The sequence below is a fragment of the Streptomyces sp. NPDC033229 genome, from assembly GCF_055576875.1.
On record NZ_JBVIQR010000024.1, the window covers coordinates 36338 to 54673 of the forward strand.

At 72.0% G+C, this 18336-nt stretch carries 14 protein-coding genes; 7 read left to right on the top strand and 7 right to left on the bottom strand.

Features of this window, described 5'->3' with window-relative positions; all coding sequences use genetic code 11:
- Positions 1 to 134: 134 nt before the first annotated feature.
- Both ACZ53N_RS21380 and ACZ53N_RS21385 read right to left on the bottom strand, forming a co-directional pair.
- Positions 135 to 1475 carry a TolB family protein gene (locus ACZ53N_RS21380; protein WP_469142409.1) on the bottom strand — a complete coding sequence of 447 codons (1341 nt, stop codon included), beginning with the start codon at positions 1473 to 1475 and terminating at the stop codon, positions 135 to 137.
- A 32-nt stretch (positions 1476 to 1507) separates the two neighbouring features.
- Positions 1508 to 2854: a TolB family protein gene (locus ACZ53N_RS21385; protein WP_469142410.1), complete on the bottom strand. Its 1347-nt coding sequence runs from the start codon at positions 2852 to 2854 to the stop codon at positions 1508 to 1510.
- A gap of 208 nt (positions 2855 to 3062) precedes the next feature.
- Between ACZ53N_RS21385 and ACZ53N_RS21390 the strand changes: the two genes are divergently transcribed.
- The 3 genes from ACZ53N_RS21390 to ACZ53N_RS21400 all read left to right on the top strand — a co-directional run bounded on the left by ACZ53N_RS21390 (position 3063) and on the right by ACZ53N_RS21400 (position 8271).
- Complete coding sequence (locus ACZ53N_RS21390) at positions 3063 to 4025, top strand: zinc-binding dehydrogenase (protein ID WP_469142411.1); 963 nt, start codon at positions 3063 to 3065, stop codon at positions 4023 to 4025.
- 35 nt (positions 4026 to 4060) lie between these two features.
- Positions 4061 to 5473: a cellulase family glycosylhydrolase gene (locus ACZ53N_RS21395; RefSeq protein WP_469142412.1), complete on the top strand. Its 1413-nt coding sequence runs from the start codon at positions 4061 to 4063 to the stop codon at positions 5471 to 5473.
- A gap of 149 nt (positions 5474 to 5622) precedes the next feature.
- A complete protein-coding gene (locus tag ACZ53N_RS21400; protein WP_469142413.1) occupies positions 5623 to 8271 on the top strand; it encodes a type 1 periplasmic-binding domain-containing protein in 2649 nt (882 codons plus the stop codon).
- A 42-nt stretch (positions 8272 to 8313) separates the two neighbouring features.
- Here the strand turns inward: ACZ53N_RS21400 and ACZ53N_RS21405 are convergent, their stop codons facing one another.
- Both ACZ53N_RS21405 and ACZ53N_RS21410 read right to left on the bottom strand, forming a co-directional pair.
- Positions 8314 to 9306, bottom strand: a complete 993-nt coding sequence (locus tag ACZ53N_RS21405) for a PadR family transcriptional regulator (RefSeq protein ID WP_469142414.1) — start codon at positions 9304 to 9306, stop codon at positions 8314 to 8316.
- On the bottom strand, positions 9306 to 10193 hold the full coding sequence (locus tag ACZ53N_RS21410) for a DUF4097 family beta strand repeat-containing protein (RefSeq protein ID WP_469142415.1): 888 nt from the start codon (positions 10191 to 10193) through the stop codon (positions 9306 to 9308). Before ACZ53N_RS21410 ends, ACZ53N_RS21405 begins: the two co-directional genes overlap by 1 nt.
- A gap of 96 nt (positions 10194 to 10289) precedes the next feature.
- Here ACZ53N_RS21410 and ACZ53N_RS21415 point away from each other — a divergent pair, with 96 nt between their 5' ends.
- Positions 10290 to 11111, top strand: coding sequence for a hypothetical protein (locus ACZ53N_RS21415; RefSeq protein ID WP_469142416.1), 822 nt, complete (start codon positions 10290 to 10292; stop codon positions 11109 to 11111).
- 241 nt (positions 11112 to 11352) lie between these two features.
- On the opposite strand, the gene ACZ53N_RS21420 is transcribed toward ACZ53N_RS21415, so the two are convergent.
- Entirely contained in the window at positions 11353 to 11535 is a 183-nt protein-coding gene (locus ACZ53N_RS21420; RefSeq protein ID WP_365375319.1) for a DUF6104 family protein, read from the bottom strand.
- A gap of 202 nt (positions 11536 to 11737) precedes the next feature.
- Here ACZ53N_RS21420 and ACZ53N_RS21425 point away from each other — a divergent pair, with 202 nt between their 5' ends.
- The 3 genes from ACZ53N_RS21425 (at position 11738) to ACZ53N_RS21435 (ending at position 13705) form a co-directional block, all read left to right on the top strand.
- Complete coding sequence (locus ACZ53N_RS21425; protein WP_469142417.1) at positions 11738 to 12973, top strand: helix-turn-helix domain-containing protein; 1236 nt, start codon at positions 11738 to 11740, stop codon at positions 12971 to 12973.
- Between the two features lie 122 nt (positions 12974 to 13095).
- Positions 13096 to 13416 (top strand): hypothetical protein, encoded by a 321-nt coding sequence (locus ACZ53N_RS21430; RefSeq protein WP_469142418.1) that lies wholly within the window; start codon positions 13096 to 13098, stop codon positions 13414 to 13416.
- Positions 13370 to 13705, top strand: a complete 336-nt coding sequence (locus ACZ53N_RS21435; protein ID WP_469142419.1) for a DUF6255 family natural product biosynthesis protein — start codon at positions 13370 to 13372, stop codon at positions 13703 to 13705. The genes ACZ53N_RS21430 and ACZ53N_RS21435 overlap by 47 nt, the downstream gene beginning before the upstream one ends.
- Before the next feature lie 55 nt (positions 13706 to 13760).
- On the opposite strand, the gene ACZ53N_RS21440 is transcribed toward ACZ53N_RS21435, so the two are convergent.
- On the bottom strand, positions 13761 to 14348 hold the full coding sequence (locus tag ACZ53N_RS21440; RefSeq protein ID WP_469142420.1) for a Uma2 family endonuclease: 588 nt from the start codon (positions 14346 to 14348) through the stop codon (positions 13761 to 13763).
- A gap of 170 nt (positions 14349 to 14518) precedes the next feature.
- Entirely contained in the window at positions 14519 to 18328 is a 3810-nt protein-coding gene (locus ACZ53N_RS21445; protein ID WP_469142421.1) for a multifunctional oxoglutarate decarboxylase/oxoglutarate dehydrogenase thiamine pyrophosphate-binding subunit/dihydrolipoyllysine-residue succinyltransferase subunit, read from the bottom strand.
- Positions 18329 to 18336: the final 8 nt, after the last annotated feature.

An 18336-nucleotide genomic window follows, 5' to 3' on the forward strand; every position in this document is an offset into this window, starting at 1 on the left:
GTCCTCAAGCGCCGGACGGGCTGCTGTGCTGTGTCCTCAAGCGCCGGACGGGCTGCAATCAGCCCGTCCGGCGCTTGAGGACGCGCCCGCAGGGCGACCGCCGCCGCAGGCGGCACGGACGACCCGCAGACGGGTCACTTCAGCCGGCGTACGAACACGTCGTGCAGACGATTCGTGTCGCCCGCCACGAGATTGTCGCCGAGGCTGCCGAAGACCACCGTCCGGCCGGCGCGGTCGACCGAGACGCCGCTCGCGCCCCCGGTGTCCTCGGCGCCGTCGGGGGCCACGTTGAGCCGTTCGACGGTGCCGGTGAGCAGGTCGCGGACGAACAGGTCCTCCAGGCCACCCGTGTCACCGGGGACCAGATTGCTCGCCGCAGAGGTGAAGTACACCCTCCGGTTGTCGGCGCTCATGACCGCGCCGTCGTTGGAGCCGCCGTCGGCCTGTACTCCGCCGGGGGCGAGGGAGACCCGCCGCGTGGTGCCCGTACGCAGGTCCTTGACGAACACGTCCGTGGCCCTGTTGGTGTCGTCCGGCACGATGGACGGGGAGAGCGACGAGTACAGCGCGTATCGCCCGTCGGGGCTGAGCCCGATGCCGCCGAGGACCGCCACCGCTCCGCCGTCCGCCGCGTGGGCGGCCAGCTGGGTGCGCCCGGTCCGCAGGTCGTGTGTGTAGAACGCGCGGGCCCGAGGATGCGGTCGGCGCAGCTCGGGGGAGTCCGGCGCGGGGTACAGGTTGTGGGCGGCGCTCTTGAAGCCGACGCGGCTGCCGTCCGCGCTGATCACCGGCTGGGCGGAGAAGGCGTTCGCCTGGGTGCCGTCGGTGGCGACGCTGACCCGTTTGACGGTGCCCTTCCGGCGGTCCTTGACGAAGATGTCCGTCACCCCGTTGGTGTCGCCGGGGACGAGGTCGTCGCGGCTGGAGGCGAAGGCGACGTAGCGGCCGTCGGCGCTGATGGACGGGTCGTGGTTGGTGGCGCGCACCTGCGCGTCGTTCCTGACCAGAACCTCGGTGCGGCCGGTCCTGCGGTCACGGACGAAGACATCGAGCCCGCCCGGGGGGTTCTGCCCCGGGGCGAGGTTCGCGGCCTCCGACGAGAAGACGACGTACCGACCGTTCCCGCTGATCGAGGCGTTGTGGGACGGGGCGGTGGCCGGAGTGCCGTCGCTCGCGACGTCCACCAGCTCGATGCCGCCCTTGCGCAGGCCCTTGACGTACAGATGGCGGCTGCCCGGCGTCGTGCCCGGCACCAATGTGCTCGCCCGGGACTCGAAGACGGCGAAGCGGCCGTCGGCGCTGACGCCGCCGGTCAGCGACTCCTCGTCCGCCTGGGTGCCGTCGGCGGCGACGCTCACCCGCTCGGTGTGCGGCCGGTGCGCCTCGCCCGCGGCCGCCGCCGAGGCGTCCGGCAGGGCCGTGACGCAGGTTCCCAGGATCGCCGCCATCACGGTGGCGCGTCCGAGAGAGGACATGAGCGGCTCCTTCCGGGGCGCTACGCGCGGCGTCACCGCACGCGCCGCAGGAAGACGTCGGTCACCTTGTTGGTGTCGCCGGGGACGAGGTTGTCGCCCGAGCTGTCGAAGACGGCGGTCCGGCCCAGGAGGTCGATGGCGACGCCGCCCGCGCCGCCGTTGTCCTGGGAGCCGTCGGACGCCACGTTGAGCCGCTCGACGGCACCGGTGCGCAGATCGCGGACGAAGACGTCGCTGGGCCCGTCGTTGGTGTCGCCGGGGACCAGGTTGCCGGCGCCGGAGACGAAGAACACCCGTCGGCCGTCGGCGCTCATGACCGGGTCGTAGATGTGGCCGTCGGCCTGCGCGCCGTCGTGGGCCAGGCTGACGCGCCGGGTGACGCCGGTGCGCAGATCCTTGGCGAAGGCATCGGCGCGGTGGTTGGTGTCACCCTCCACGACCGTGGCCGAGCGGCTGGTGAAGAGCGCGTACCGCCCGTCGGGGCTGAGGCTGTAGCCGCCGCCGACCGGCACGGGCCGGCCGTCGCGGTCGTGGGCCGCCAGTTCGATCCGCCCGGTGCGCAGGTCGTGGACGTAGAACTCGGTGGACGACGGCGGCCGGATGCCGGTCCCCGGCGGCTCGGTCGGCGGCTCGGGGACGTCCGTCAGGCCCCTGCTGCGGAAGCCGACCTTGCTGCCGTCGGCACTGATCACCGGCTGGACGGAGGCGAGGCCCACCTGGGTGCCGTCGGCCCTGACACTGACCCGCTTGGTGGTGCCCTTCCAGCGGTCCCGGACGTAGACGTCCGAGCGCCGATTGGTGTCACCGGGGACCAGGTCGTCACGGGTCGAGGTGAAGGCGACGTAGCGGCCGTCGGCGCTGATGGCCGGCGCGCCGGACGACCCGCGCGGCGACGGCTTGTCGCTGATCACCAGCTCGGTGCGTCCGGTCCACAGGTCCCGGACGTAGACATCGGACCCCGGCTCCGGATTCCCGCCGGGGACCAGGTTCTTCGCGAACGACTGGAAGGCGACGTACCGCCCGGCGGCGCTGATCGACGGGGCGATCGACGCGCCGTCGGCCGGGGTGCCGTCCGTGGCCACGCTGACCTGCTGGAGCCTGCCGGTCCACCGGTTCCGCACATAGACCTGGGACTCGGCCTTGCCGCCGGGCGCCAGGTTGGTCGCCGAGGACTCGAAGGCGACCGAGCGCCCGTCGCCGCTGATCACGGGCCTGTTCGACTCGCCGTCCGCCTGGCCGCCGGCCGCGGTCAGGCTCACCCGTTCGACACCCGGCGCCCGCCGCCCCTCCCCGGCGGCCGCGGCCTGCGCCACGGGCAGAGCCGTGGTGCAGGTGCCTAATATCGCCGCCAGTACGGCGGTACGTCTGAGATGACGCATGATTCCCCCCTCGCGAAAGCCCGTACGGCATATGTACGGACCTGCGAAGCCAATCCCCCCACCCGCCCCGGGGTCAACGCGGAACGGCCGCACTCGGCCGCGGATACGGTCGTTGCGTGAGGGAGCCGTGGACGGTGCGGGACGGACGCGGCGCGTGTCACACCGCCGCGTGGTTCCGCCCGGGGCACCCCCGGGCTAGGTTCGGATCATGTTCGCCGCCTATGCCGCCCGCATCGACCGTGACCAGCCGCTCAGCGGCCTGGAGTTGGGGGAGCGCCCCGAGCCCGGGCCGCGGCCGGGCTGGACGACCGTCAACGTCAAGGCCGCCTCGCTCAACCACCACGACCTGTGGTCGCTGCGCGGCGTGGGGCTCGGCGAGGAGACGCTGCCGATGATCCTCGGCTGCGACGCCGCCGGGACCGACGAGGACGGCAACGAGGTCGTCGTCCACTCCGTCATCGGCCAGAGCGGCCACGGCGTGGGGCCGGACGAGCAGCGCTCCATCCTCACCGAGCGCTATCAGGGCACCTTCGCCGAGCGGGTCGCCGTGCCCACGTGGAACGTGCTGCCCAAGCCGAAGGAGCTGTCCTTCGAGGAGGCCGCCTGTCTGCCCACCGCCTGGCTGACCGCGTACCGGATGCTGTTCACCAACGCCGGGGTGCGCCCCGGCCAGAGCGTGCTGGTGCAGGGCGCCGGGGGCGGTGTCGCCACCGCCGCCATCGCGTTGGGGGCGGCGGCCGGGCTGCGGGTCTTCGCCACCAGCCGCGACGCGGCCAAGCGCGAGCGGGCCGTGGAGCTGGGCGCCGAGGACGCCTTCGAGCCGGGGGCGCGGCTGCCGCGGCGGGTGGACGCCGTCATCGAGACCGTCGGCGCCGCCACCTGGTCGCACTCGGTCAAGTCCCTGAGGCCCGGCGGGACGCTCGTCATCTCCGGCGCGACCAGCGGACCGAACCCCAAGGCCGCCGAGCTCAACCGGATCTTCTTCCTGGAGCTGAAGGTCGTCGGCTCGACGATGGGCACCAAGGACGAGCTGGCCGACCTGCTGTCCTTCTGCGCCGCGACGGGTCTGCGGCCCGTCATCGACTCCGTCCTGCCCCTTGACCGGGCACGGGAAGGGTTCGAGAAGATGTCCGACGGAGACGTGTTCGGAAAGATCGTGCTGACGGTCTAGGGCTGCCCGGGCCGTCCGGAATCCTCCGGAGGGTCATGCGCAGGCTCGGGGTTCGACTCGCCGCTCTCGCCGCTCTCACCGCGATTCTCACCACGACGGCCCCCGTGCCCGCCGTGGCCCGCCAGGCCGCTGTCCCGAAGCTGACCGACGAGCGCGGTCGGGTGCTCACCCTGCGCGGCTGGAACGTCGAGGACAAGAACCACCGCGGCGCCTCGGCCCTGTCCGACATCACCGAGCGGCACTTCCGCGACCTGGCCGCGCGGGGCTTCAACACCGCGCGGCTGCTGGTCTTCTGGGACGACCTCGAACCCCGCCGCGACCACTACAGCGAGCGCTATCTCGCCAAGATCGAGCGGGTCCTGGACTGGGCGCACACCCATCGGGTCCGGGTCGTGATCGACGCCCACCAGGACGTCTTCGGCCCCGCCTTCGGCAGCCACCGCGGCATCCCCGAGTGGGCCACCCGCACCGACGGCCTGCCCTACAAGCCCCACCCCGACGACTGGTTCGCCGAGTACTTCGAACCCGCCGTGCAAGCCGCCTTCGAGCACCTCTACGAGGACGCGGACCTGCGCCGCGCCCAGGCCCGGATGTGGCGGGTGCTCGCCGGGCGCCTCGCCCACCACCCGGCCGTGCTCGGCTACGACCTCATCAACGAGCCGATGGGCAGGCTCCGCCCCGGCGAGGACCTGGCGGCCGCCGCCCGCCGGATCGAGGCCGAGCAGATCACCCCCATGTACAACCGGATCGCCGCCGCCATCCGGCAGGTCGACCGCCGGCACTGGCTGTTCGTCGAGCCGACCCCCATCGTCGGCGAGGGCGTACCGACCGGCCTCGGCCGCGTGGCCGACCCCAAGGTCGTCTACGCCCCGCACTTCTACAACGCCGCCATGGAGGCCGGGCGGGACTACGACCCGGCCGCGAAGTGGATCGAGAACTACGAGGCGGCCGTGACCCGCTACCCCCGCGAGCGGCGCGTCCCCGTCGTCGTCGGCGAATGGGGCCCGCTCAACAACTCCCTGCCGAACATGGGCCGTTTCTACGACGACGCCCTCGCCTCCCTCGCCCGCTACACCTCCGGCTGGGCCGGCTACACCTGGTGCTACGGCGGCGGGTACTGCGCCCTGGACGCCGAAGGCCGCTTCCGGACGAACAAGGAGCGCACCGCACGCCCGTACGCCCCCTCCATCGCCGGCACCGTCACCACCGAGTCCTACGAACCGAACGCCCCCGCCTACCGCCTGACGTACGTGCCGCACCGGCCGGGCACCACCGAACTGTCCCTGCCGCCCGCCCCGCGCGGCTGGCACATCGCCGTGACCGGCCCGGCCCGGACCAGGACCCGGGACATCCCGCCGGGGGAGCGCGGCACGGTCCGCGTGCACGGCGCGCCGCGCGACGGTGCGCCGGTCTCCGTGGTGGTCACGGCAGGACGCGAAGCGGAGTGAGCCGGTGCGGTGGCGCTGCGCGCGGGCGCTGAGGATGATGGAGGGCTCGGGGCGAGCGCCCCGCCAATCGACGTAGTCATACAAGCGTAGTCGTACATCGGTGCTCAAGGCTGTGGCGGCCCGGCGACGGGCCGTTCGGGGGTGAAGCCATGTCCTCATCGATTCCACCTGTCCCTTCCGTAGGGGACTTCGTCACCGCGCTCGAAGAACTCGTACTCGTGCCACCGGGGCGCCGCGGCCCCTCCGCCAGGATCGTCCTCGTCCAGCAGGGCCGGGGCGACGAAGCCGAACAGATCGCGGAGGGCGAGTGCCTGCGGCTGCGGGTCCGCGGCCGGGCGCTCGTCCCGTACGCCCGGATCCAGGAGTCCCGGCCGCGCGGCGACCGGCAGCGGACCCGGGATGTCTTCGAGCAGATCGAGGACGGCCTGCGCGACAACCGGCCCGGCGGTTTCGGCCGGCTGCGGCTGCCGCGCTACCGGCTCATGCGCGCCTTCGCGGCCGCCTCCTCCCTGGAGGACCAAGCGCCGGTGCGGGCCCGGGACCTGCGCGACCAGTGCTACGCGGAGCGTCGCAAGGACTCCCACATCCTCAAGGCGCTGCACGCGATCGGCGGCCGCGACCAGACGCCGGAAAACATCGCGGCCTGGATCTGGCACTGGGCCCGCCACCCGCTGTTCGGGGTGCTGCCGCGCTGGCTGTACGGCTTCCGCGCGGGGCGCCGCATGATGCGCAAGGGTGGCTGGTTCCGCCGCTGGGCCCGGGTCCCCTCGGGCCGCGGCGACTTCTTCCGCCACCACGAAGCGGTCGTCGCGGAGCGCGAGGACGCACTGCTGTGCGCGCTGCTCGACGATCTGGAGGCGGCGGCGCGCGGCCCCAGGCTCTCCCCCTGGACCAGGCGCCGGCGCAGCCGCTTCGTTCTCGTCTTCCCGCGCGAGGGCGCACCCGGCTCGGTCACCGAGAGCGTGGTGCGCGGCTTCCCGCAGGCGGTCGAGCAGACCGGCAGTACCGCTGTCGTCCTGCTGGCGGTGGGCTCCGCCGGTCCGGACACCCCGCAGAGCCTCGCCATGGCGACAACCACGATCGACTCCTGGGCGCGAAGCCCCGGCCGGGGGCGCGGGCGGGCGGTCGCCGTGGGCGTGGAACCGCTGGCCGGGGAGCCCGACCAGGAGGCCGAGGGCCGGCTGCGCGGCTATCCGGAGATCCAGCCCGGCCGGGTCCACTCCGATCTGGCGCCGCGGGCGGAGGCGTTCGTCATGGCGGTGGCCGGGGTCGCGGCACTGTCCCTGCTGGCCTACCTGGTGGTGGTGCACGTGGTCGACCCGGCCAGCGACCGGTGTCTCGGCGCCTCGGTGAGCATGCCGGAGTCGGCCGCGCCGGGCCGGATCCCCGGGGAGAGCCCCAAGGAGCTGTACGCGCGGGCACGCGCGTCCATCGACGGGCAGAACAAACAGGCCGAGAAGGCCGCCAAGCGAGCCGACACGGTCGTACGGACGGTCGCCTACCTCGGCGTCGCGGTGGCCGTCGACAACTGGAACGACGGCCTGTACAGCGGCGCCATCCCCGAACTGCGCGGCATCGCCCTCGCACAGGAAGAGCTCAACAGCGAGGCGGCCAAGGACGTGCACAGCAAGGTGTGGCTCCGGGTGCGGGTCCTCGACGCGGGCCCGCGCTTTACGAACGCCCCCAAGGTGGCCGGGGAGCTCGTGCGGGAGATGGCCGAGCGGAAGGGCGATCAGGAGATCATGGGCGTGGTCGGCCTCGGGCAGAGCCGCGCCGACACCATGGCCGCCCGGGACATCCTCGGCGACGCGGGACTGCCCGTGATCGGCACCACGGCGACCGCGCTGGAGATGCAGCAGCACGGCATGTACCGGCAGGTGGCGCCCGACAACCGGCGCGAGGCCCGGATCGCCGCGGACCTCGCCCGCCACGGCAATATCGTGGAGACCTCGGCCGGGACGTGCGCTCCGGCCCGCGCGGCGGTCGTGGTCGCGGACCCCACGGACAGCTACAGCGCCAATCTGAGCGAGCTGTTCATGGCGGAGTTCGCGGGTGCGCGGACGATCCGGTACACCGCGGAGCCCGGCCGGGAGCCCGTTCCGCCCGCCTCGGGCGACCGGGTCGAGTCGGCGAGCACGCTGGCCGAGGTGGCGATCAGGGTCTGCGAGCGCATCCAGGAGGATCCGCGCACGGTGGTGTACTGGGCGGCACGGCCGACCGAATTCAGCGCGTTCCTGGAGGAGTTCGCCGGTGGCACGCGGTGCGACGGACGGCTGACGGTGGTCGGCGGCAACGACATCACCAACGCGGTCGTCGACGCGCAGCACCCCAGCGCCCTGCACCCACGGGTGCGGCTGTACTACGCGGCGCACGCGCTGCCCAGGAGCCATTCGCCCAATGTCATGGGAGACCGCTTCCGCGATCAGTACCGCAAGGCCTACGGCGCGGACGACCTGTGGGGCAACGACGGCCATGCCCCGCTCGCCTGGGACGCGCTGCGGCTGCTGGGCTCCGCCGTCAACTCGGCCCGTCAGGACGCGGGTTCGGCGCCGTTCGGGCTGGGCACGGTGCAGCAGTCCCTGGTGCGGGGCGTCGGCGGCCCGGACGGCAAGCGCGGCGCCACGGGGGTGCTGGCCTTCGACCGCAACGGCAAAGTCCCGGTGAACAAGCGGCTGTTGATGCTGCACGACACCGAGTCGGGCCCCGAAGTGGCGCTGGAGTGCGGCTTCCGGGCCAGCCAGGACGAGCGGACGTCCTGGGGGCCGGACGGCGCGTTCCCCTGCGTGCGGGACGAGTAGGACACCGGCGCCGGCCCGTAAGCGTACGGGCCGGCGCGCGGCTCATTCCCCGGGCCGGGGCTCCGGCTTCAGCAGCGCGTCGATGCGGGCGGCCGCCGCTGCCAGGTGCCGGCGGGCCTCGGCGAGTTGCCCGGGGGTCACGCCGTGGTCGCGGGCCGCGTCGCGGACGTCGTCACGGAAGCGGTTGAGCAGCCGGTCGAGGTCGCGGGCGGGGTCCTTGGAGAGGGCGTCGTCGGCCGAGGCCCACGCGGGCGGCTTCCGCAGGCCGGCCTCGTCCTCCCGTTCCACCGTGACGTCGGGCGCGTCGTCCGGCCGGCGGTGGTCACGGCCCTGGCCGGCGAGGGCACCGAGCTCCTTGGTGAGGGCATTGACGCCCTCGACCAGGCCCGTCGGCCAGTCGCCGTGCCGCAGGTGCTCGCGGACCTGCTCCTCCACGCGCTCCTTGACGCGCCGCACCTCCTCGCGGGTGCGGTCCTGGGCCTGCTGGGCCTGGTGGCGGGCCTGTTGGGCGTCCTGGCGGGCGCGGCGGGCCTCCTCCTTCGCCCGGCGGGCCTGCTCCCGCCACTCCTCCTTGGCGCGCCGGAACTCCTCCTTCGCCCCCGCGAAGTAGTCGGTGGTGTGGCCGTCGGCCGCCCCGGGGGCGTCCGTACGGGCCCGGAGCGCGGCCTCGCGCATCTCGCGCCGCAGATCACCGGCGGCGCCGCGGACGTCCTCGCGGATGTCGGCGGCGAGCGCGGAGACGGACTCGCGGATCTCCAGCTCCAGCTCGGCGAGCTCGCCCCGGCGGTCGGCGAGTTCGGCGCGGCCGGCGTCGGTGAGGGAGTAGACCTTGCGGCCGCCCTCGGTGGTGTGGGTGACCAGGCCCTCGGCCTCCAGCTTGGCCAGCCGGGGGTAGACCGTGCCGGCGGACGGCGCGTACAGGCCCTGGAAGCGCTCCTCCAACTGCCGGATGACCTCGTAGCCGTGGCGGGGCGCCTCGTCGAGCAGCTTGAGGAGGTACAGGCGCAGTCGGCCGTGGGCGAAGACGGGGGGCATCAGAGGACCTTTCCGTGCGCGGCGGCGTCGGCGGGGCCGCCGCCCGGGTCCGGCTCGGCGGGCCTGCGCAGCAGCGTGACCGCGCCCGAGACGGTGGTGACCTTGAGCTTGCCGTGCCCGCTGCCGAGCCGGCCGGTGATCTTCCGGGCGCCCCACTGGCCGCTGATCCGCAGGTCCTCGAAGGCGCAGGAGACCTTGCCGCTCGCGGTGCCCGCGTCCACCTCCGCGTCCACGGGGTGCGGCAGCCGGACGGCGACCTCGCCGGAGACGCTGGTGATGTCGAGGTCCGGGCAGGTCGCGGTGGGGGAGAGGTCGACGACCACGTCACCGCTGACCGACTCGGCCTTGACGGTGCCGCCGGACCCGTCGACGAGCGTGAGATCGCCGGAGACGGAGTGGAAGCGCAGGTCGCCACCGAGCGACTGGGCCTCCAGCCGCCCGGTGACGGTGTCGGCCCGTACGTTTCCGGTCAGTCCGACGAGCGTGGTGTCGCCGCCCACGCCGCGGACGTCCGTCCGGCCGGAGATCCCGGAGACGACGGCGCTCGCGGTGACGACACCGACCTCGACCCGGGTGGCGGCGGGGACGGTCAGGGTGACGGTGGCCGTGCGGTTCCACTCCCGGCAGTCGAACAACGAGAGGAAGTTCTGCCACGGCAGGTCCTTGTAGCCGACGGTGAGCGTGCCCTCGTGGAGGCCGACGACGAGCGGTCGGCCGTCGATCTCGGACAGCTCCAGCCGGGCGGGGCCGGTGGCGGCGCCGACGACGTTGACCGTGCCGCCCACGAGCCGCACGTTCAGGGCCGTGACCGGATCGTCGAAGGTGAGTGTGCGTGGGGCGGAGAGTGACCAGTGCGACTGGTCCGTTCGGTCTGACCCATCCGGCATCCCGGGCCTCCTCGCAACATATCGCGTCTATTGGCAAACACGATATATCGCGGTCTCGGTAAGTCAAGTGTCACCCGGGTGGCATAGCGTTGACGCATGTCAGCTACCGATCACCGTCCGGCGGCAGGAGTCCTGCTGCTCTGCCGGGCCGAACCCGACCGTGTCCGCTCCTCCGCCCAGTTCCTCGGCATGCCCGTGCTCCTCGCCCCGGCGGGCGAGGGATGGAGCGTGCTCGTCCCCGGCGCGGCCTCCTGGCGGGACGAGGGCGAGGAGTTGTCCATGCTGACGACCGACTGGGTGCACGTGCTGACCGGCGGGGAGTCATGGCCGGTCGTCGGCCTGTGGTGGGACGGCGCCGAAGCGGGCTTCGTGGTGGCGGCGGCCTTCCGCCGCACGGTCTCGCACACCTGGCACGCGGACGGCACGCAGTCGCCCGGCGCCGAGGAGGCCATGACGGCCCTGCGCGCCCGGCTCGGCCTCGACCCCGTGCTCGACGGGGCGGCGCTCGACCGGCTCACCGCGCCGGACGCGGACGTCGACGCCCCCACCCGGGCGCTGGGCCTGGTGGCGGTCCTCGCCCGCGCGGGCCTGCACCTCGGGGCGGGCCTCGCGCCGGGCACGGACGCTCCCCTGCTGTGCGAGGCGGCCGAGGCGCTGCCCGCCACCGAGACCGTCGAATGGCCGGGCTGGCGGGAGGCCCTGCGGACCGGGCTCGACGAGTCCGAGCGGGGTGCGCTGGGCGCGTGGTCGCGCGGCCCCAAGGCCCGGGCCCGGGGCGTGGTGGAGATAGCGGCGGGTGTATCGGTGGCGCTGTGCGCGCGCCGCACCGGGCGCCGGGGCTGGGCGGCGGCGGGGTGGGCCCTGGCGGCGGACGGGGTGCTCACGCTCGCGTACGACCGGTGGCGGGGACGGATGTAGGCGATCCGCGGCTCGCCTGTCCGGCGGGTCCTTCGGCTGCGGGCCGGTTGTGCCGCCTGCGGCGGCGAGGCGCCCTGCGGGCGCGTCCTCAATCTCCCCCAGCTACCGCTGGGAGGTGCCCCCAGCGGGCTTGATGTGGCTGGGCTATGGCGACCAAGCCCAGCCAAAACCAGCCCGTCCGGCGCTTGAGGACACCGCCGCGCAGCGGTGGTGCGGACGGTGGAGTCAAGGGCCGGCCAGGCTAGACGTCGTCGTCCTCGTCGTCCAGGCGGGCCAGCCAGGTCGCCAGGCGCTCCACCGGCACCTCGAAGTCCGGGTTGAGGTCGACGAACTCGCGCAGGCGCTCGGCCACCCAGCCGAGGGAGACCTCCTCCTCGCCCCGCCGGTTCTCCAGCTCCTCGATGCCGCGGTCCGTGAAGTACAACGTGATCTCCGTCAGTGATGGTCAGGGGTGGGCGGACGGTCCCGCCCAGGATAGGCGGCCCGGTGGAGCGTGCCGTCGCCACCAGGGCCTTGCTGTCCGCACTCACCGGGCTGCGGGGGCTTCGGTCGGCCCACCTCCATGCAGAAACGATTCGCCAAGTGCCCTGTCGGCGTAGCCTCGTTGGGGAGGGATGGTGAGGGTCATGTCATCAGGGTTGGCAGACAACATCCGCAAGTTCCGCCGCGCCGCGGGTCTGAGCCAGGAGGGGCTGGCGCAGGAGTCGGGCCTCTCGGCGGGCGTCGTGCGCAAGCTGGAACAGGGCGGTGACGCGCGCGTCGAGACGTTGCACGCGCTGGCGCGCGGGCTGGGGGTGACGACGTCGGCCCTGTTCGTGACGGAGGCTCCACAGCCGGTGGTGGGGGACGAGGCGAACCGTCGGTACCTGGTGGAACTGCGCAAGGCACTGATGCCGCCTATCGGCCTTGTCGCACCGCTGACCGATCCGGGCGAGGCCAGTGATCTCTCCCTCCTGCGAAGGGAGATCGCTGACAGTGACGCCCTCTACCAGGCCGACCGGTACGGCTCCGTGGCCAAGAGACTGCCGAAGCTCCTGCGGTCGACGGAAGCGACCGTTTCGCTCGCGGAGGGTGAGGAACGACGGCCCGCGATGATCGTGCGGGCGCACGCGCTGCTGCTGGCAGGCAAGTACCTCACTCAGGTCCGGCAGTACGACATGGCCTACTACGCACTCTCCGAGGGCATCCGGCTCGCCCGGGAGACGGACCAGAGGCTCACCACTGCCACCGGAGTGGTCGGCATGTGCTGGCTGTTGCTCCGCCAGGACCGCTTCGACGAGAGCGAGCATCTTGCGGTGGTGACGGCGGAGGAGATGGAGCCGCGCATCTCCTCGGCCAGCCCGGGCCACCTGGCCGTCTGGGGCGAGCTGTGGCTACGGGTGGCGTCGTCGACGGTCCGCAACAACCGCCCTGACGTGGTGGCGGAGGCGCGCAGGATGGCGGGCACAGCGGCGAGCGCGCTTGGTAGACAGTTCTACGACTTCGGTAAGAGCTGGGGAAACTTCGGACCTGTGACGGCGGAACTGAAGGTGGTGGAGGACATGTCGGTCGCCGGTGACGCGCGGGGCGTCCTCGACCGCGCGGATGAGGGCCTCTTGAGCCGGAAGGCCATCCGCTCCTTCGGTGAGCCGGGCGCCAACGGCTGGGGCCGCCACCGGCTCGACGTCGCCAAAGCCCACGTCACTCTCGGTTCACACCAGGACGCCATGGCCGAGCTCAAACAACTACGGCACACCTCCGGTGAGTGGCTGAAACACCAGCCCATGGCCCGGTACGTCATGAGCGACCTTCTCACCACCCGCAAGCGCACCCTTACCCAGGATATGCGCGAGATGGCCGACCACCTGGGCGTCAAGCAGTAACTACCACGGAACGTGGTAGTTACCGCCCGCCCGTCAGGCGAACTACCACGTTCCGTGCCTGGCTCGCGCTCCCGCCCGGCCATACCTTCCTCGTGAGCCAACGGACAGGAAGGGCTGACGGGATGACGTACCGGAACGGTGCCTACGTGATGGACACCCGCGACAACAGAATCGCCCAGGTCATCGGGGGAACGGACACCCGCGTACGGGTCCGGCCGCCCGGCGGCGGCACGGCGTGGGAGGTCCCCGTCACCGCCCTACGGCTCGCGACCCGCGACGAGCGCAACGCCGCCGGGCTGCGTCCGTACCTGAGCGGGTGTGCGGACTGCGCCGCGCTGGAGGACGCCTGGCGCAAGGCACCGGACGGCGAACGGTCCCAGGCCGCCGCCGACGCCCGTGCGCACTGGCTCGTCACCCACGCCACCACCAGGGAGAACGCATGAGGAGCACCGGTCGTCTCGTGGACAACTGCCCGCACACCGGTGGCTGGTCCACCGCCGGAATCGGCAAGGCCACGGCGAGCAGCGCTGCGACCGCTGCGGCACCCGCCGCTTCACCGACTACGGCGCCCTGCTGCCGCCCGGCCTCCCGCAGATCCGCACCCCCTCCGACAAGGCCCGCACCCGGGCCGACCGCTCGGCGGCCCTGCTGATCTCGCGAACGACCTACCACCTCAGCCGGTGGACGCCGAGGGTGCCGAGACCGACGGCACTCGGCGCCGCGGCCGCCTGAGCCGCCGGAACGGAACCGGGCCCCCACCGCCGTAGCGGTGGGGGCCCGGACCACGTCAGTTCCGGGGGAATGACTGAGTTGTCAGGGACAAGCCCAGAACAGTGTCCGTCAGGTCGACCGGGTCGCCGAAGTCGAGAGTCCGGTTGGCGCGGTATTCACCGTCCTTCGGCTCCGTGTGCACATGGCACTGGCCGGTGTACGGATCCGCGATGACGTACACAGGGACGTCACCGGCGGCGTAGGCGGCCTTCTTCTTGCCGTAGTCGTTGTCGGCGGTCCCCTGTGAGATCACCTCAAGGACGAACTCGACGTCCTGATGACGCCATCGGCCCTTCGCGTCCTGCTCGGCGTCGTCCGACAGCTTGAAGAGGTCGGGAGCGAAGGCGTTGCGGTCACCCGGGAGGTCGAGGCGAACATCGGACATGATCCTGCTTCGGCGCCCGAAATGCTGCTTCAGCTGCAGGAACACCTCCCCGATGATTTCCCAGTGTGTCCCTCGCTGCGGTGCCATGCAGACAGCCCCCCCGACGACCTCGCCCTTGTACCCCTCGGGGACGATCTCGTAGAGAAGCTCGAACATCTCGTCCGAGCCCGGCTCGTCGTTCTCGGCCATCTCGGTCCTGTCGGTCATTGCGATGGTCACCGTGACGCTCCTCCCCGCTGCCACTGGTGTTCAGCAGCCGCGCAGTACAACGATACGCACGGGTGCCAGGACACGCGCCCGGCCTGGCCTCGCGACAAAAAGGACCGGGCCCCCACCGCCGTCGGTCGGCGGTGGGGGCCCGGTGTTCGTCACCCGAGGGGCGGTCGAGGTCAGATGTCGAAGACCTCGGCGACCAGGGCCGCCTGCTCCGCCTGGTGACGCTTGGCCGAGCCGACCGCCGGGGAGGAGGAGTGCGAGCGGGAGACCCGCCGCAGCCGCTCCCGGGCCGGGATGTCGGCGCCGACGGCCAGGTCCAGGTGGTCGATCAGGTTGAGCGCGATGAACGGCCAGGCACCCTGGTTCGCCGGCTCCTCCTGGGCCCACACGAACTTCTCCGCGCCCGCGTACTTGGCGATCTCCGCCTGGAGCTCGGCACCCGCCAGCGGGTACAGCCGCTCGATGCGGATGATCGCCGTGTCGTTCGCACCGCGCTTGGTCCGCTCGGCGACGAGGTCGTAGTAGACCTTGCCGGAGCAGAAGACGACCTTGCGGACGTCCGCGGTGGCGACCGTGTCGTCACCGATGACCGGGCGGAAGCTGCCGGTGGTGAACTCCTCCGCCGACGACGCCGCGGCCTTCAGACGCAGCATCGACTTCGGGGTGAAGACGATGAGCGGCTTGTGGTGCGGGTTGTGGACCTGCCAGCGCAGCAGGTGGAAGTAGTTCGACGGCAGGGTCGGCATCGCGACCGTCATGTTGTTCTGCGCGCAGAGCTGGAGGAAGCGCTCGACACGGGCCGAGGAGTGGTCCGGGCCCTGGCCCTCGTAGCCGTGCGGCAGCAGCAGCGTGACGCCGGAGGTCTGGCCCCACTTCTGCTCGGAGGAGGAGATGAACTCGTCGACGATGCTCTGGGCGCCGTTGACGAAGTCACCGAACTGGGCCTCCCACAGCACCAGGGACTCCGGGCGGGCCAGCGAGTAGCCGTACTCGAAGCCCATCGCCGCGTACTCGCTGAGCAGCGAGTCGTAGACGTTGTACCGGGCCTGGTCCTCGGAGAGGTACATCAGCGGGGTGTAGTCCTCGCCGGTCTCCCGGTCGACGAGCACCGCGTGGCGCTGGCCGAACGTGCCGCGGCGGGAGTCCTGGCCGGCGAGCCGGACCGGGGTGCCCTCCATCAGCAGCGAGCCGAAGGCGAGGGTCTCGCCCATGGCCCAGTCGATCGTGCCGTCCTCGACGCTGGCCGCGCGGCGCTGCAGCTGCGGCAGCAGTCGCGGGTGCACGGTCACGTGCTCGGGCAGGTTGACCTGCGACTCGGCGATCCGCTTGACGATCTCCTGGGAGATCGCGGTGTTCACCGGGACCGGGAACTCGGCCTGCGCGGCCGGGACCTCGGCCGCGGTCGGCGCGGACGTCGCCTCGCGGACCTCGGTGAAGACCTTCTCCAGCTGACCCTGGTAGTCCTGCAGGGCCTGCTCGGCCTCTTCCAGGGTGATGTCGCCGCGACCGATGAGGGACTCGGTGTAGAGCTTGCGCACCGAGCGCTTCTTGTCGATCAGGTCGTACATCAGCGGCTGGGTGAACGAGGGGTTGTCGGCCTCGTTGTGACCCCGGCGGCGGTAGCAGATCAGATCGATGACGACGTCCTTGTTGAACGCCTGACGGAACTCGAAGGCGAGCCGCGCGACGCGGACCACGGCCTCCGGGTCGTCACCGTTCACATGGAAGATCGGCGCCTCGATCATCCGGGCGACGTCGGTGCAGTACATCGACGAGCGCGAGGACTCCGGGGCGGCGGTGAAGCCGACCTGGTTGTTGATCACGATGTGCACGGTGCCGCCGGTGCGGTAGCCGCGCAGCTGCGACATGTTGAGCGTCTCGGCCACGACGCCCTGGCCCGCGAAGGCCGCGTCGCCGTGCAGCTGGACGGGCAGGACCGTGAAGTCCGTGCCGCCCTTGTTGATGATGTCCTGCTTGGCGCGGGCGATGCCCTCGACGACCGGGTCGACGGTCTCCAGGTGGGACGGGTTGGCGGCCAGCGAGACCTGGATCTGCTCGCCGTCGAGACCCGTGAAGGTGCCCTCGGCGCCCAGGTGGTACTTCACGTCGCCGGAGCCGTGCATCGACTTCGGGTCGAGGTTGCCCTCGAACTCGCGGAAGATCTGCGCGTACGACTTGCCGACGATGTTGGCCAGCACGTTCAGCCGGCCGCGGTGGGCCATGCCGATGACGACCTCGTCCAGGCGCGACTCGGCGGCCGAGTCCAGCACGGCGTCGAGCAGCGGGATGACGGACTCGCCGCCCTCCAGCGAGAAGCGCTTCTGGCCGACGTACTTCGTCTGCAGGAAGGTCTCGAAGGCCTCCGCCGCGTTCAGCCGGCGCAGGATGCGCAGCTGCTCCTCGCGCTCGGGCTTGGAGTGGCCGCGCTCGACCCGGTCCTGGATCCACTTGCGCTGCTTGGGGTCCTGGATGTGCATGAACTCGATGCCGGTGGTGCGGCAGTACGAGTCGCGCAGCACACCGAGGATGTCGCGCAGCTTCATCATCGCCTTGCCGGCGAAGCCGCCGACCGCGAACTCGCGCTCCAGGTCCCACAGGGTGAGGCCGTGCTCGGTGATGTCGAGGTCGGGGTGCTTGCGCTGGCGGTACTCCAGCGGGTCGGTGTCGGCCATGACGTGGCCGCGGACCCGGTAGGAGTGGATCAGCTCGAAGACCCGGGCGGCCTTGGTGACGTCGTCGTCGTGGGAGACGTCGATGTCGCGCAGCCAGCGGATCGGCTCGTAGGGGATCCGCAGCGCCTCGAAGATCTCGTCGTAGAAGTCACCCTCGCCGAGCAGCAGCTGGCTCATGACGCGCAGGAACTCGCCGGAGGCGGCGCCCTGGATCACGCGGTGGTCGTACGTCGAGGTCAGGGTCATGACCTTGGAGATGCCCAGCTTGTTCAGGGCGTCCTGGGAGGTGCCCTGGAACTCGGCCGGGTAGTCCATCGCGCCGACGCCGACGATGAGGCCCTGGCCGGGCATCAGACGCGGCACGGAGTGCACGGTGCCGATGCCGCCGGGGTTCGTCAGCGAGGCGGTGACCCCGGTGAAGTCGTCCATTGTCAGCTTGCCGACGCGGGCGCGGCGGACGATGTCCTCGTAGGCCTGCCAGAACTCGAAGAAGTTCAGCGTCTCGGCCTTCTTGATGGCCGCGACGACGAGCTGGCGGTCACCGTTCGGCTTGACCAGGTCGATGGCCAGGCCGAGGTTGACGTGCTCGGGCTTGACCAGCGTCGGCTTGCCGTCCTTCTCCGCGAAGGAGTAGTTCATCGACGGCATGGCCTTGAGGGCCTGCACCATCGCGAAGCCGATGAGGTGGGTGAAGGAGACCTTCCCGCCCCGGGCCCGCTTGAGGTGGTTGTTGATGACGATGCGGTTGTCGAACAGCAGCTTCACCGGCACGGCGCGGACGGACGTGGCCGTCGGCAGCTCCAGCGAGGCGTTCATGTTCTTGGCGACCGCGGCGGACGGGCCGCGCAGCGTCACGTACTCGGGGCCCTGCGGAGCCTCGGCCGCGGGGGCCTCGGACGCGGCAGGGGCCTTGGCGGGAGCCTTCGCGGGCGCCGCCTTGGCGGGGGCCTGCGCGGCGGGCTTCGCCGCGGCAGCCGGCGCCGGAGCGGCCTGGGCGGGCTTGGCGGCCTGCGGAGCAGGCGCGGCAGGCGCGGCCGGGGCTGCGGCGGCGGGCTGCTGGGCAGCCGGCGTGGCGGGCGCGGCACCCGGGGGGGCGGGCGGGGCGGCGGCTGCCGACCCCGTGTCCTTCCCGGGCTTGTAGTCGGCGAAGAAGTCCCACCAGGCTCGGTCGACCGAGTTCGGGTCCTGGAGGTACTGCTGGTAGATCTCGTCGACGAGCCACTCATTGGAACCGAAGACGTCGGCAGGGCTCTTGCCCTGCCCGTCTTGGTCGGTCGAGACGCTCGAGGTGTTGGGGGACTGTGGCGACACGGCGGCAA